12 protein-coding genes and 1 pseudogene are annotated in these 13,524 nt (G+C 73.1%); 9 read left to right on the top strand and 4 right to left on the bottom strand.

Going from position 1 to position 13,524, the window contains the following annotated elements; all coding sequences use genetic code 11:
* Positions 1 to 270 precede the first annotated feature (270 nt).
* Positions 271 to 1,632: a cryptochrome/photolyase family protein gene (locus ACZ52C_RS31365; protein ID WP_469077908.1), complete on the top strand. Its 1,362-nt coding sequence runs from the start codon at positions 271 to 273 to the stop codon at positions 1,630 to 1,632.
* On the opposite strand, the pseudogene ACZ52C_RS31360 reads toward ACZ52C_RS31365, so the two are convergent.
* Positions 1,566 to 2,534 (bottom strand): annotated as a pseudogene (locus ACZ52C_RS31360) (cobalamin B12-binding domain-containing protein); the annotation flags it as partial. The gene ACZ52C_RS31365 and the pseudogene ACZ52C_RS31360 overlap by 67 nt on opposite strands.
* Positions 2,535 to 2,650: 116 nt before the next feature.
* On the opposite strand from ACZ52C_RS31360, the gene ACZ52C_RS31355 reads away from it, so the two are divergent.
* Positions 2,651 to 3,100 (top strand): SPW repeat protein, encoded by a 450-nt coding sequence (locus ACZ52C_RS31355; RefSeq protein WP_469077907.1) that lies wholly within the window; start codon positions 2,651 to 2,653, stop codon positions 3,098 to 3,100.
* A 45-nt stretch (positions 3,101 to 3,145) separates the two neighbouring features.
* On the opposite strand, the gene ACZ52C_RS31350 is transcribed toward ACZ52C_RS31355, so the two are convergent.
* Entirely contained in the window at positions 3,146 to 3,931 is a 786-nt protein-coding gene (locus tag ACZ52C_RS31350; RefSeq protein WP_469078012.1) for an ArsR/SmtB family transcription factor, read from the bottom strand.
* An 87-nt stretch (positions 3,932 to 4,018) separates the two neighbouring features.
* Between ACZ52C_RS31350 and ACZ52C_RS31345 the strand changes: the two genes are divergently transcribed.
* The 3 genes from ACZ52C_RS31345 (at position 4,019) to ACZ52C_RS31335 (ending at position 6,589) form a co-directional block, all read left to right on the top strand.
* Positions 4,019 to 5,239 (top strand): aminoglycoside phosphotransferase family protein, encoded by a 1,221-nt coding sequence (locus ACZ52C_RS31345; RefSeq protein ID WP_469077906.1) that lies wholly within the window; start codon positions 4,019 to 4,021, stop codon positions 5,237 to 5,239.
* Between the two features lie 87 nt (positions 5,240 to 5,326).
* Positions 5,327 to 5,590 carry a GlsB/YeaQ/YmgE family stress response membrane protein gene (locus tag ACZ52C_RS31340; protein ID WP_469077905.1) on the top strand — a complete coding sequence of 88 codons (264 nt, stop codon included), beginning with the start codon at positions 5,327 to 5,329 and terminating at the stop codon, positions 5,588 to 5,590.
* Between the two features lie 120 nt (positions 5,591 to 5,710).
* The gene (locus ACZ52C_RS31335; RefSeq protein ID WP_469077904.1) at positions 5,711 to 6,589 is read left to right on the top strand and encodes a GNAT family N-acetyltransferase; all 879 of its coding nucleotides are present in this window, start codon (positions 5,711 to 5,713) and stop codon (positions 6,587 to 6,589) included.
* 7 nt (positions 6,590 to 6,596) lie between these two features.
* On the opposite strand, the gene ACZ52C_RS31330 is transcribed toward ACZ52C_RS31335, so the two are convergent.
* Positions 6,597 to 7,391, bottom strand: a complete 795-nt coding sequence (locus tag ACZ52C_RS31330) for a GNAT family N-acetyltransferase (protein WP_469077903.1) — start codon at positions 7,389 to 7,391, stop codon at positions 6,597 to 6,599.
* Positions 7,392 to 7,665: 274 nt separating this feature from the next.
* Between ACZ52C_RS31330 and ACZ52C_RS31325 the strand changes: the two genes are divergently transcribed.
* Complete coding sequence (locus ACZ52C_RS31325) at positions 7,666 to 8,778, top strand: acyltransferase family protein (RefSeq protein WP_469077902.1); 1,113 nt, start codon at positions 7,666 to 7,668, stop codon at positions 8,776 to 8,778.
* Here ACZ52C_RS31325 and ACZ52C_RS31320 read toward each other — a convergent pair.
* On the bottom strand, positions 8,756 to 9,604 hold the full coding sequence (locus ACZ52C_RS31320) for a GNAT family N-acetyltransferase (protein ID WP_469077901.1): 849 nt from the start codon (positions 9,602 to 9,604) through the stop codon (positions 8,756 to 8,758). The genes ACZ52C_RS31325 and ACZ52C_RS31320 overlap by 23 nt on opposite strands.
* Before the next feature lie 327 nt (positions 9,605 to 9,931).
* On the opposite strand from ACZ52C_RS31320, the gene ACZ52C_RS31315 reads away from it, so the two are divergent.
* From ACZ52C_RS31315 to ACZ52C_RS31305, 3 genes are all read left to right on the top strand, one after another.
* Positions 9,932 to 11,593: an alpha/beta hydrolase gene (locus ACZ52C_RS31315; RefSeq protein ID WP_469077900.1), complete on the top strand. Its 1,662-nt coding sequence runs from the start codon at positions 9,932 to 9,934 to the stop codon at positions 11,591 to 11,593.
* A 124-nt stretch (positions 11,594 to 11,717) separates the two neighbouring features.
* Positions 11,718 to 12,248: a DUF4232 domain-containing protein gene (locus tag ACZ52C_RS31310; RefSeq protein ID WP_469077899.1), complete on the top strand. Its 531-nt coding sequence runs from the start codon at positions 11,718 to 11,720 to the stop codon at positions 12,246 to 12,248.
* 161 nt (positions 12,249 to 12,409) lie between these two features.
* Positions 12,410 to 13,513, top strand: a complete 1,104-nt coding sequence (locus tag ACZ52C_RS31305) for a baeRF3 domain-containing protein (RefSeq protein ID WP_469077898.1) — start codon at positions 12,410 to 12,412, stop codon at positions 13,511 to 13,513.
* Positions 13,514 to 13,524: the final 11 nt, after the last annotated feature.

Raw genomic sequence — 13,524 nt, 5'->3', positions numbered from 1 at the left:
CCAGCAGCCCGAGCGCGACGGTCGCGGCACTGTCGCCGCCGCCGTCGCGTGCAGTGCGTGGTCGCCCGCGAAGGCGTGCACCAGGCGGCTGATCTCGTCGTCCATCCGGCGCGGCGCCACGGCGAAGGCGTGCAGGTCGGTCGGCGCCCCGGAGGCGCCGCCCCCACCCGAACGCGCGGTGATGCGCCCCGGGCGCATCCGGGAGCGCCCTGCCGGAGGAAGTGATGTCCGTGAGCACCTGATCCGTCTCCCCCTCCCCGGAGTCCGTCCATGAACGTCTCGGTCGTCCTGTTCACCTCCGACCTTCGGCTGCACGACCATCCGCCGCTGTGCGCGGCGCTCGAAGGATCGCGGCAGGTGGTCCCGCTGTTCGTACGTGACCGGGCCGTCGCGGCGGCCGGGTTCGCCGTGCCCAACCGGCTCGCGTTCCTCGCGGACTGTCTGCGCGACCTCGACGCGGGGCTGCGCGAGCGGGGTGGCCGGCTGGTGGTGCGCTCCGGCGACGTCGTCGCGGAGGTGTGCAAGGTGGCCGCCGAGGCGGACGCCGACGAGGTGCATCTGGCGGCCGACGCCGGCGCGTACGCCCAGCGCCGCGAGGAGCGGCTGCGGCGCGCCCTGGAGGCCGAGGGCGTACGGCTGCACGTGCACGAGACGGTGACGACGGCAGTGGATCCCGGCACGGTGACACCGGCCTCGTCGGACCACTTCTCGGTGTTCACGCCGTACTTCGGCCACTGGTCCCGGCAGCGGCTGCGGGACGCGCTGGCCGCTCCGCGGACGGTACGGGTGCCGGACGGGATCGGCTCGGAGGAGCCGCCCTCGCGGGACGGGCTGTCCGGGCTGTCGCCGGCGCTGGCGGCCGGCGGTGAGACGGAGGGCCGCGCACGGCTCACCGCGTGGCTGCGGTCCGGTATCGAGGCGTACGAGGAGCGGCACGACGACCTGGCGGGCGACGCGACCTCACGGCTCTCGCCGCATCTGCACTTCGGCACCCTCTCCCCCGTCGAGCTGGTCCATGTGGCGCGCCGGGCGGGCGGTCCGGGCGCGGAGGCGTTCGTACGGCAGCTCGCGTGGCGGGACTTCAACCGTCAGGTGCTGGCCGTGCGGCCGGCGGCAGCATCCGTGGACTACCGCGCCCGGCACGACCGTTGGCGCTCCGCCCCGGACGAGGTCGAGGCGTGGCGGGAGGGCCGCACCGGCTATCCGGTGGTCGACGCGGCCATGCGCCAGCTGCGCCACGAGGGCTGGATGCACAATCGCGGCCGGCTGCTGACCGCGAGCTTCCTGACCAAGACCCTGTACGTCGACTGGCGTGTGGGCGCCCGGTACTTCCTGGACCTCCTCGTCGACGGCGACGTGGCCAACAACCAGCTCAACTGGCAGTGGGTGGCGGGCACCGGCACCGACACCCGGCCCAACCGGATCCTCAACCCGGTCACCCAGGCGAAGCGGTACGACCCGGAGGGCGCGTACGTACGGCGCTGGGTACCGGAGTTGGCGGACGTCGCGGGTCCGGCGGTGCACGAGCCGTGGAAGCTGCGCGGGCTGGACCGTGCCGCGCTGGACTATCCGGAGCCGATCGTGGAGTTGGCGGAGGGACGGGAACGGTTCCTGCGGGGGCGCGAGTCCTGAGGTTCCGCATCGGCCCGGCCGGTGTGCGAGGAATGCGGGTCCGGCCGCTCCGCGCGTCCGTAGGGTCCCGAGAGCAGCTCCACCGCGTCGGCCAGCGAGGACGGCCGGACGGTGCCGGGCGCGGGGTGTCCGTGCCAGCCGGGGCCACCGAGCAGGACGAGCGGCTGCCGGCGGGCGCCCCTGACGCCCCAGCGCACGGCGGCGAGATGGCGGGCGAGGGGCAGGCTCGCCGTGGAGCGGGCCTGGGCCCACAGGACGACGGCGGCCGGGCCGAGCCGGTCGACCGCCGCGGTGAGCGCCTCGGCGGGCACGGCCGCGCCGAACATCCGTGTGGGCAGGCCGAGTTCACCGAGGGCCGCGTGGAGAGCCTCCAGCGGAAGGGTGTGCTGCTCGCCGGGCACACAGGCGAGGACGACGGGACCGGGTGCGGTGGTGTCGTGGCCGGGCGCGGGCGGCCGGGTGTGACGGCGGAGGATGGTCGAGACGTGCCAGGACAGCAGGTGCTCGACCTCGACGTAGCGGTCCCCGGACGAGGCCCACTTACGGCCCACCGCGTGCAGGGTCGGCGCCATCACCTCCTGCCAGGCGGTGATGATCCCGTACCGCTCGACGGCCCCCGCCAGCCGGTCCTCCACTGCCGGGGCGTCGAGGCGTACGGCGGCGCGGGCGAGGCCCCGGCACTCCCTGCGGACGTCCTCCGGGGCGGGCGGGCCGGGTGCGCGTGACGGCCGGGGCCGTTCCCCGTCCGGTGGCCGGGGGGCTTCGGGGCCGCTCTCCGGGATCCGGCCTCCGGTCCCTTCCCTGGCCGCGCGGGCCGCCTCCGCCGGTGGCACCCCCGCGGCGGTGAGCCGACACATCGTCTCGACCACCGTCACGTCCCGTGGGGTCCAGCGCCGGTGCCGGCTCCGCTCCAGCCCCTACACATAAAGACAAAATAAGCGCAGAATGAACGTAAGCGGCACTTACCGCAAACCCCACCGGACGCGGTCAGGCCTGCGGAGTTCAAAGGAGTCGACTCATGGCCAACGTCTCTCACAGGAGTGATATCTCCAGTCACCCCGACGCACCCGAAATGCAGGCCCGGTACGCCCGCATGCTTGGTGGTCGCGACGTGGCGCTCGTGGATGGACCGGTGTTCCTGCTCGGTCTGTACTGCGCCGTGTCCCCGTGGATACTCCACTACACGACGAGCCAGCCCGCGCTGGTGACCCACAACCTCATCGTGGGCATCGCGATCGGTCTGCTGGCCCTCGGCTTCACCGCCGCACCGGCGAGGATGTACGGCCTGAGCTGGGCCATGTGCGCACTGGGCGCGTGGATGATCATCGCGCCGTGGATCGTGGGCGACAGCCCGGACGCCGGTGTCGTGGTCAACAACATCATCATCGGCTGCCTGGCCCTGGTGCTGGGCGTGATCTGCGCCGGCGCCGCGGCCAAGGGCGGCACCCGTGGGGGCCTCACACCGTAGGTGTGACCAGGAACGCCCGCGAGGGGTAACGGCGGCCGGTCCCGCTCAGGCGGACCGGCCGTCGCCGCCGCGCGGCACCCCCCAGGGCTCCTGCGGCAGGACCCGTCCGGTCTCCAGCAGCGACTTGAGGTTGGAGAGCACCGCGGGCCAGCCGAAGGACACCTCGGCGAGCGCCCCCTCGTCCTCCAGGTCCTCATGGGTCACGGTGAGCCGGACGATGTCGGCGTGCGGCTCGATGTCGAAGGTGACCCGTGACCAGGTCTCCTCCCTGCCCTCGTTCTCCGGCGAGGCCCAGGTGGTGACCAGCCGGGTCGGGGGTTCGCTCACCACGACCGTGCCGACGACGTCCTCGACGCCGGAGCCGTCGATGCGGACATGGGCCCAGCGCGAGCCCTCCCGCCAGTCCGACTCGTTGCGGTGGCCCCAGTAGTCGGCGGTCAGATCGGCGCTGGTCAGCGCTTCCCAGACCTTCTCGGGTGTGCTCGCGATGTAGGTGACGTACACGAATGCGGGCTTGTCGGTCATGGCTTCCTCGGCTCGTCGTCGCACGGCACCGAGCGCTCTCAGCCGGGGGCGCTCGAACTTGTCGATCCACCGCTCCTGCATCTCGTGGAGCGGGACCGGATTGAGGTAGTGCAGCTTCTCCCGCCCCCGCCGCACCGTGCTGACCAGGTTGGCGGCCTCCAGGACGGCCAGGTGCTGCGTCACCGACTGCCGCGCCATGTCGATCCGCGCGCACAACTCGCCCAGTGTCTGCCCGCTGTGCTCGTGCAGCCGGTCCAGCAGCTCTCTGCGGGTCCCGTCGGCCAGCGCCTTGAAGACCCTGTCCACTCCCGGGCCGCTCTCTGATCTCACACTCCACGTTATGCAGGTGATTACCTGCATGTCAACGCCGGAGGACCGCCGCACACTGTCGCCGTGAGTCGAACCTTCAGCGCATGGGTGACCTCGGGTGCGGACTTCCTCGGTGTCACCGGCCCGTACCCCGTCGACGTCCCCTGGTGGGCCGAGGTCGCACCCGTCGTGGAGCGGCTGGAGCGCGCACTCGGGGTGCCCCTCCACGTGGTGCGGCTGCTGGAGGTCGACGGGGGCGAGAGCGGACGCGACGGGCACGTGACGTACCACGTGGAGGCGTCGCGGCATCCCGGCCCCGGGAAGCTGGAGCGGCACACCGCGCGGCGGGAGTCGTGGGACACCGACCACCCCCGCCGCTCCCCCTGGGCACGCGCCGACGGACTGCGGGAACTGCTCGACTGGGCGTCGAGGACCCTGGCCGCGCTGGGGCGGCCGGTGACGGGCCCGGTCGAGCAGCGGCGGACCTGGAACCTGGCGGGACTGTTCAGGCTGCCCACCGGGCGAGGACCGGTCTGGCTCAAGGCGACCCCGCGCTTCGCCACCGACGAGGCCGCCGTCATCGCCGCGTTCGCCCGGGTGGACCCGGGACTCGTCCCGACCGTTCTCGCCGCCGGTGAGGGACGGATGCTGCTGGAGCACATCCCCGGCGAGGACTGCTGGGCGGCCGACGCCGCGACGGTCGAGTCGGGGGTACGCCGGATGGTCGCCGCGCAGGCCGCCCTGGCCGGCCGGCGGCCACCCGCCCTGCCGGACCGGCGGGCCCCGGTCCTGGGCGGGCTGGTGCGGGACCTCCTCGACCGCGCCGACCTGGACCTCACCGCACAGGAGCGGGACAGGGCGCGCGAGTTGGCGGGCCGCTGGGACCTGCTCGCGCGGTGCGGACTCCCCGACACCCTGGTGCACGCCGACTTCCATCCGGGCAACTGGCGCAGCGACGGCGGACCGCCCGTCGTCGTGGACTTCGCCGACGCCCACTGGGGCGACCCCGTCCTGGACTGTCTGCGCCTGTACGACTTCCTCCCCGAGGCGCTCCGGTCCACGGCCGTCCGGGTCTGGGTCGACGCCTGGCGGACCCACGCCCCGACGAGCGACCCCGCCCGGGCGCTCACCCTGGCCGAGCCACTGGCCCACCTCGCGTACGCCGTGCGCTACCAGGAGTTCCTGGACGGCATCGAACCCTCGGAACGCCCGTACCACGAGGGCGACCCGGCATCGGTGATCCGCCGGGCCCTGCACCAGGAGACGCATCCGAGCCTCGGCTCGGCGAAGCCGGCGGGCTCGTGAAGAAGGTGAAACGGAAACGGACTGCACTCGCGTTCGAAGGGCACTCGCTCGCTTGCAGGGATCCCGACGACAAGGGGCGGAGTTCAGATGGAGATCGACGGCATCATCAGTGCCATCATCATCGGCATTGTCATAGGCGTGCTCGGCCGGCTCGTCGTACCGGGCCGGCAGCGCATCGGCATCCTGCTGACGATCCTCGTGGGCATCGTCGCCGCGCTGATCGGCAGCGCCATCGCCGCAGGGATCGGCGTGGCCGACACCGGCGGCCTGGACTGGATCGAATGGCTCATACAGATCGCCCTCGCGGCCCTGGGCATCGTGGCACTGGACCGCAGCAGGGCCCGCCGCTGAGCGGCCCGGGAGCGACGGCGGGCGCCCACGCGCCTCCGGAATCCCGTTGCGGGTGATCGCGCCCGGCGACTAGCGTCGCCGGGCGCCGCCGTCCTCCCGTCGACCGTCCCCGGAGCCCCGTTGCCGCCTCGCCTCACCCACCTCACCGACCCCGCCGTGACCCCGGCCGGCCGCCGGCTTGCCTGGCTGGCGTCCGGGGAGGACGGCAGCCCCCTCGGAACCGCCTTCCTGCGGCTGTTCACCAGGGAGGGGCAGACCCATCTCGCGGAGCTGGACCTCTCCGTGCACCCGGCCGAGCGGCGGCGTGGCGTCGGCACCGCGCTGCTCGACGCGGCGATCGCCGCCGCGCGGGACGAGCGGCGCCGCGCCGTCATCGCCCAGGCCGAGCGGGACTCCCCCGGCGACGTGTTCCTCGCGGCACGCGGCTTCCGCCGGGTGCTGTCGCTGGCGCACGCCCGGCTCGACCTCGCCGCCGTCGACCCCGACCACGTCACCCGGATCCTCGAACAGCCGTGCCCGGGCTACCACTTGACCCACTGGACGGGCGTGGTACCGCCCGAACTCGCCCGCACCTACGCCGCCTCGCGCCGCGCGATGGACGACATGCCGATGGGCGACACCGACTACGGCACGGTCGTCTGGGACGTCGAGCGGGTCGTGGCGGCCGCCGAGGCGATCGCGAAGCGCGGCGACACACTGCACACCGTGGCCGCCGTGCACACGACGAGCGGCACGGTCGTCGGCTTCTCGGAGCTGGTCCTGCCGGGCGACGGCACGGGCGAAGGACAGCACTACGGCACAGCCGTGCTGCCCGAGCACCGGGGACACGGCCTGGGGCTGCGGATGAAGGCGGCGGCGATCCGCCACGCCCACGGCGTGGCCCCGGACCTGGCCCTGCTCACCGACACCGCCGAGGAGAACCTCCCCATGCGCCGGGTCAACGACGTGCTCGGCTACCGGCCCACGCACACGGCGATCGAGTACCAGCTCGACCTGTGACCCGCGGTCAGGCCGCCGCCACGCTCCCCACCGCGTACTCGTACGGCGTGGTCGTCGTGAGCGGCTCGAACCCCAGGCGGGCCAGGATCGGGCGGCTGCGGGCCAGCGCGTCGACCTGGACGTAGCGGTAGCCGCGGTCCGCGGCGACACGGGCGCGGTGAGCGACCAGCGCCCGGTAGACGCCCCGGCCGCGCCAGCTCTCGACGGTGCCGCCGCCCCACAGTCCGGCGAAGCGGGCGCCGGGCAACAGCTCCATCCGGGCGGCGCTCACCGGTACGTCCCCGGCGAGCGCCACGACGGCCACGACCGTCTCGGTGTCGCCGGTGAGCTGGGCCAGCAGCTGGTGGCGCATCCGGGAGCTGTCGGTGCCGAAGGCCTTCTCGTGGACGTCGGCCACCAGGTCCACGCCCGCACGGTCGGTGACCGGCAGGATCCGGACACCCTCGGGCGGCTCGACGTCGAGCGTCAGGTCGGCGACCTCGGCGACCATCAGCGTCTCCTCCGGGGCGGCCGTGAAACCGGCCGCGCGCAGCCGGTGGCCCAGGTCGACGGGGAGATCGTGGCCGTACAGCTTCCACTCGAAGTCGCGTCCGAGCCCGGAGAAGTACCGGATCTGTTCGGTGATCGCCGCGTCCACGCCCGCCTCGTCCAGGTCGGACCAGACGACACCGCTCCAGCCCTGCTCGGAACCGACCTGGCGCACCACCCCGCCCACGCGCTCGACCCGGGCTCCGGGCCCGTCGGGGCGGGCGCCCTCTCGCATGTCCCGGTCGAACAGTGCCAGCACAGCAGCGTGATCCATGGTGCTCACTCCATCATCAGTCGTTCACCCTGGCAACGGAATTCAACCGCTTTCCCACCGCCCGGAGCGTCACGGCCGTACCCCGGCGCCGAGCGAGGGCGGTGCCGGAGTCCGGAGCCGGCGGGGCGGATCGGGGGGCCGTCGGGGCGGATGCGGGAGCCGCGGCGGCGGTTCCGCGCCACATGCGTCGGGGACGCCGTCGAGGACGCATGGGACCGGGGTGACGGGGCAGGCGGTCCGGGTTCAGTCGTCGTCGTCCGGAGACTTCCCACCGATGCCCGAAGACGTGGTGCAGCACACCCGCCCCACCCCCGCCGCCCCGCCCGACGGGGAGCGGCCCCGGGCGAGGCGGACCTCGCGGGACCCGTACTTCGACAACGCGAAGTACCTCACCATCGTCCTGGTGGCCTGCGGGCACGCGTGGGAGCCGCTGACGTACGGCAGCCGGACCGTGACGGCGGCGTACCTGACGGTCTACGCGTTCCACATGCCGGCCTTCGCCCTCGTCTCCGGGTACTTCTCGCGGAGTTTCGACATGGCGCCCGGCCGGCTGAAGCGGCTGCTGACGGGGGTGGCGCTGCCGTACGTCGTGTTCGAGACGGCGTACACGTTCTTCTACCGGTGGGCGCAGGACGACTGGGGCTATCCGCTGAGCCTGCTGGACCCCTGGTACGTGATGTGGTTCCTCGTCGCGCTCTTCATCTGGCGGCTGACCACGCCCCTGTGGCTGATGCTGCGTCACCCGCTGCCGGTCGCGCTGGGGCTGGCAATGCTGGCGGCGGTCTCTCCGGACCTCGGCGGCGACGTCTCCATCCAGCGGGTGCTGGGCTTCCTGCCGTTCTTCGTCCTGGGACTGACCCTGCGCGCCGAGCACTTCGAACGGCTGCGCACCCGCCGGGTACGCCTGTGGCTGCTGCCGGTCGCTCTCGGGGCACTGGTGGTGGCCTACCGGGTGGCCCCGTGGTTCGACGCGGGCTGGTTCTACCACCGGGGCAGCGTCACCGGCCAGGGCGTGACCCGCTGGGCGGGCCTGCTGACCACGCCCGCCCTGTTCTGTCTGGCGGTGCTGCTGACGGCCTGTTTCCTGGCCTGGGTGCCACGCCGGCAGCTGTGGTTCACGACGCTGGGCGCGGGCACGATGTACGGCTACCTGCTGCACGGCTTCGTGATCAAGTGGGCGCGCTTCCGGGACTGGTACGCCGTCGAGTGGCTGCACACCCCGCTCGGGGAACTCGCGGTCACCGCCGTGGCGATCGGCGGCATCACCCTGCTGTGCACCTCCCCCGTACGGGCCGCGCTGCGCTGTGTCGTCGAGCCGCGCATGGAGTGGGCCTTCCGGAAGGCGCCCGAGGTGACGACAGGCCCTAGCCGAGCTCCAGAGTCGTGACCCCGAAGACGCGCTCCGCCGCGTACGGCCGGATCGGGCCGGTGTACATGCGGGCCGTCTCGAAGGAGGGCGTCAGCCCGTACTCCTCGACCAGCGCCACGGCCGCCGTGTTCGGCTCCGGCACGTCGACGGCCACCTCACGGCCCGCCGCCTCGGCGGCCAGTCCCGCGAGCAGCGCACGGGCGTCGGCCGCGGTGTCGGCGAACAGCGGACCGATGCGCAGGGCGTCCCGGCCCGGCCGGAGCACGCCGTAGCCGGTGAGGCGCCCGTCGACGATCCGCGCGAGGGCGCGGTGCCCGTCGGCGGTCAGCCAGTGCTCCAGGAAGCGGGGGCGGTCGGCCGGGTGGCAGGCCCTGTCGTACGCCGCGAGGAGCCCGGCGTCGTCGACGGGCCGGACATCGGCGGCCACGTCGGTCTCCGGCACCACGCCCGAGTACCGGAAGGTGCGGTGGGCAGGCGCGAAGCCGGACTGCCGGTAGTTGTCCTGCTGCGCGACCACGCCGTCGAGGCCCACGGTGCGCTCGCCCGCGTGGGCGAGCGCGGTCTTCCAGGTGGCGAGACCGTGGCCCCGGCCGCGCTGGTCCGGCCGGACCAGGTAGAAGCCGAGGAAGGCGTAGTCGTCGCCGTAGGTGACGACGGAGACGGAGGAGACCGGTTCCCCGTCGAGCCGGCCGATGAAGAAGCCCTCGGGGTCCTGCGCGAAGAAGCACGCCGGGTCCGACAGACCCGGGTTCCAGCCCTCGTCCCCCGCCCATCGGGCGACCACCGCCCAGTCGTCGAGCGTGGCCCGGGTGACGACGAGGTCCTGATGGCCCCAAGAGGTCATCTGTGCGCTCCTTCGCTGAGGTCGCGAGTGCGCGGCCGCCGAGCGGCCGCGGGCACGGTGGTCGGCCGCGCCCCGCAGCATCCTCGCCGAATCCCGATCACGTCCGCGACGCCGGAAACAGCCGATCTCGCGGGGCGTCGGGCCGGTCCGACGGCCGGGTTCACGCGTACGGGCCACCCACGGTCCGTGGCTCCACGCCCCGGGAGCGCCGCAGGTTACGGCACTTCCGGGCACCCCGCCCGCCGGGAGGCGTGGCCCCGGGTGGCCGCCTAAGGTGTTCCGGGGGTCGTCCCCGGTCGCCCTGGCCGGGCTTCCCTGGAGGCACGTATGCGGTCCACGCACAGACGGCGCCCTCTCACCGGAGCCGCGGTCACGGTGCTCGCCCTGCTGGGCGCCGGACTCCCCGCGCTGACGGCGGGCGCCGACGACGAACAGGACGACGGCCGGGCCGACCTGAGCCGCTTCTACGACCAGAAGATCAACTGGTCGAAGTGCGAGGGCGTGGAGATGCCCCGTGATCTGCGCTGCGGCAAGGTCACGGTGCCGCTCGACTACTCCCGGCCCGGGGCCGGCACCCTCGACCTGGCGCTGGCCCGCTACCGGGCCACCGGCGACTCCCGCGGCTCGCTGCTGCTGAACTTCGGTGGCCCCGGCGGCCCTGGAGTGCCCGAACTCGCTTACGGCGGTGAGGACTTCATGGACCTCACCAAGGGCTACGACGTCGTCACCTTCGATCCGCGCGGGGTGGGCCGTTCCTCCCCGGTCAGCTGCGGCGAGGGCACCGACGAGGCCCTGGAGGCGACCGACGGCGGCGAGGACACCGACGACCCGAAGCTCGCGCTCGACCGGCTGCGGCGGGCGGCGGCCGAGTGCCGGGAGAACTCCGGCCCGGTCCTGCCGCACATAGGCACCCTCGACGCCGCCCGCGACCTGGACGTGATGCGCGCCGCCCTCGGCGACAAGAAGCTCAACTACCTCGGCTTCTCCTACGGCACCCGGCTGGGCGCGGTGTACGCCGCGCAGTTCCCCGGGAAGGTCGGCCGGATGGCGCTCGACGGGGTGGACACCCTGACCGAGCCGCTGACCGAGCAGAACCTGGTGGCCGCCCAGGGTCAGCAGACCGCGCTGGAGAACTACCTCGACGCCTGTACCGAGGAGCTGACGTGCCCGTTCGGGCAGGACTCCCGTTCGGCCCGTGAGCAGGTCGTGGCGCTGGTCGACTCGCTGGACGAGCACCCCGTGCCGTCGGACTTCGGGCAGGACTTCACGGGCCAGGACCTGGTGGGCGCCATCGGCCACGCCCTCTACAGCGAACAGCTGTGGCCGATGCTCACACAGGCGCTCAACATGCTCGTCCACGACGGGGACACCCGAGGCGTCATGGCGCTCACCGGCGGCGGCTTCGCCCCACCGGCCACGCCGTACCGCGCCCCGCACCGCATCCCGTACCGTGCCACGGCTCCGGCCCGCCCGCACGAACCCGTCGACCCCACCCCGTCCGGCAGCGCGACCCCGCACGAGGATCTGGTCGACATCGAGGAGATCCCGCTGGACAACCTGCCCGCCGCGCTCATGGCGATCAACTGCGCCGACGACCCCGACCGGCCCACCGCCAAGAAGATCACCGACAATCTGGCGGACCTGCGCGCCGCCTACGAGGACGCCTCCCCCGTGTTCGGCCGGTACCGGCTCACCCAGGTGCTGATGTGCTACGGCCGCCCCGCGGGCACCGACTTCATCCGCGACGAGGTGCGGGACGTCGACACCCCGAAGATGCTGCTCGTGGGCACCCGGGGCGACCCGGCCACCCCGTACCGCTGGACCGTGGAGACGGCGAAGCGGCTCGGCTCCTCGGCGGTCGTCCTCGACAACAAGGGCAAGGGGCACACCGGGTACGGGTCGTCGAAGTGCGTGCACGAGAAGGTCGACGACTTCCTGCTCTTCGGGACGCTGCCCGACGACGGAAGTTCATGCGGAGTCGACGATTGAGCATCGGGCGTGCAACACGGGCACATCCGGTACAACCCCGGACGCATCTCGGTCGTCACACTGGGCAGACGTCACGTTTGCGCGTGCCGTACCCGTATGTGACTGAAACTGGGGGATTCCACCGATGCGTATCCGTTCCTTGCTCACCGTCTCCACCGTGGCCACCGCCGGTGCCGCGCTCCTGCTCACCGCCGCCCCCCAGGGGCTCGCCGCCCAGCCCGCCGCGAAGGCCCCGGTCTGCAAGTCGAAGGTCCTCAAGCTGGGGGCCAAGCAGGCGAAGGACACGCGGATCGTGCACATCAGCGTCAAGAACACCGGCACTCGCGCCTGCACGATCGACCGCCTCCCCATCGTCACCTTCGGCGACCTCGACGGGGCGGCCCAGCCGGTGCCGTCGGGCGAGAGCGGCCCGTACAAGGTCGGCGCGGGGAAGACGGTGTACGCCGCGGTCCGCACGATCGCCGACCTCAAGGACCCCGAGGCACGTCGCGTCGGCACCGTCACGGTGTCGGCCAACCCCAACCTCTACGGCCGCACGTTCACCCTGAAGCAGTTGGGCGCCACCAAGAAGGTCAAGGTCTGGGAGCCGGTGACGACCTGGTGGAAGCCGTCCAAGGCCGCCGCCGACAAGGCGCTGAAGAAGGAAGTCGGCTGACCCCGACGGCAGCCGCCGCTCCGCCGAGCCCGTCGGCGCGCACCCTCACCGGTGCGCGCCGGCGGGCTCTTCCGCGGCCCAGGCCGTCCCGCGCGGAGGCCCGCACCAGGCGGCCCGGTACCCCAAATGCCCGATACGTGAATCAGTCCTATCGTGAAGGAATGGAGCATGCCCTCAGCCCCGCGACCCTCATCGAACTGCGCCGTCCGCGGCCCTACCCCGCGGTCTCGGTACTGACGCCGACCCACCGCCGGGAGCCCGAGAACAGCCAGGACCCGGTCCGGCTGCGCAATGTCGTGGCCGAGGCGAAGAGACGGCTGGAGCACGACCCCGCCGTCAGCCGGGAGCGGCGCCACGACGTCGTCGAACAGCTGGACCAGGCGCTGGCCGAGGTGGACCTGGCGCACGCCGAGGACGGCCTCGCGATCTTCGCCGCGCCCGGTGAGCACCAGGTCTGGTCGCTGGCCCGCCCGGTGCCGGAGCGCGTGGTCCTCTCGGACACCTTCCTCACCCGCAACCTGGTGGCCGCGCAGGCCGCCGAGCGGCCGTTCTGGGTGCTCGCGGTCTCCCCCGACCGGGTCACCCTGTGGAGCGGGGGCGGCGACCGCGTCACCGAGGCGCGCGTCGGCGGGTTCCCGATGACCAGGGACCGCGACAACTTCGACGCCGAGCGCCAGGAACGGATCGGCGACCTGCCGTCCGCCTTCCGCGACGAGGACACCCGGCACTTCCTGCGCGACGCCGACACCGCGCTCGCCCGGGTGCTGCGCACCCGGCAGCGCCCCCTGTACGTCACCGGCGAGACGGCGGCGCTGTCCCTGCTGGACGAGATCGGCACGGTCACCAGGGACGCCGCCCACGTCCCGCACGGCGGTCTCGCGCACGGCACCCCGGAGTCCGTGTGGCAGGCGGTCCGGCCCGTGGTCGCCGCCGAGGACCGCAGGAACGCCGACACCGTGGCCCGCAGGCTCGAAGCGGCGCGCGGTCACAAGACGTTCGCCGCGGGCGTCGACGAGGTCCGGCAGAACGCCCAGCAGGGCCGGATCCAGCTGCTGGCCGTCGAGGAGAACTTCCGGACGGCCGTCCGCGCGGACGGTGACGGCGGCGGGCATCTCGTGCCGGCCGAGAGCGGCGACCTCGACGTCCGCGAGGACATCGTGGACGAGATCGTCGAGCGGTGCCTGGACACCGGCGCCGAGGTCCGTTTCGTCCCCGACGGCATGCTCGGCGACGCCCAAGGCATCGCGGGCGTCCTGCGCTACTGAGCCCCGCCCCG

Source organism: Streptomyces sp. NPDC034049, from assembly GCF_055575575.1.
The sequence above is the reverse complement of the archived record's forward strand: the minus strand, read 5'-3'. Positions and strand labels throughout refer to the sequence as shown.

Bases quoted from the DNA above. Each gene is read 5' to 3' on its own strand.
- ACZ52C_RS31365 (WP_469077908.1), top strand. From the start codon at position 271: ATGAACGTCTCGGTCGTCCTGTTCACCTCCGACCTTCGGCTGCACGAC.
- ACZ52C_RS31325 (WP_469077902.1), top strand. From the start codon at position 7,666: ATGCCCGAAGACGTGGTGCAGCACACCCGCCCCACCCCCGCCGCCCCG.
- ACZ52C_RS31330 (WP_469077903.1), bottom strand. From the start codon at position 7,391: ATGGATCACGCTGCTGTGCTGGCACTGTTCGACCGGGACATGCGAGAG.
- ACZ52C_RS31355 (WP_469077907.1), top strand. From the start codon at position 2,651: ATGGCCAACGTCTCTCACAGGAGTGATATCTCCAGTCACCCCGACGCA.
- ACZ52C_RS31340 (WP_469077905.1), top strand. From the start codon at position 5,327: ATGGAGATCGACGGCATCATCAGTGCCATCATCATCGGCATTGTCATA.
- ACZ52C_RS31310 (WP_469077899.1), top strand. From the start codon at position 11,718: ATGCGTATCCGTTCCTTGCTCACCGTCTCCACCGTGGCCACCGCCGGT.
- ACZ52C_RS31305 (WP_469077898.1), top strand. From the start codon at position 12,410: ATGGAGCATGCCCTCAGCCCCGCGACCCTCATCGAACTGCGCCGTCCG.
- ACZ52C_RS31320 (WP_469077901.1), bottom strand. From the start codon at position 9,604: ATGACCTCTTGGGGCCATCAGGACCTCGTCGTCACCCGGGCCACGCTC.
- ACZ52C_RS31315 (WP_469077900.1), top strand. From the start codon at position 9,932: ATGCGGTCCACGCACAGACGGCGCCCTCTCACCGGAGCCGCGGTCACG.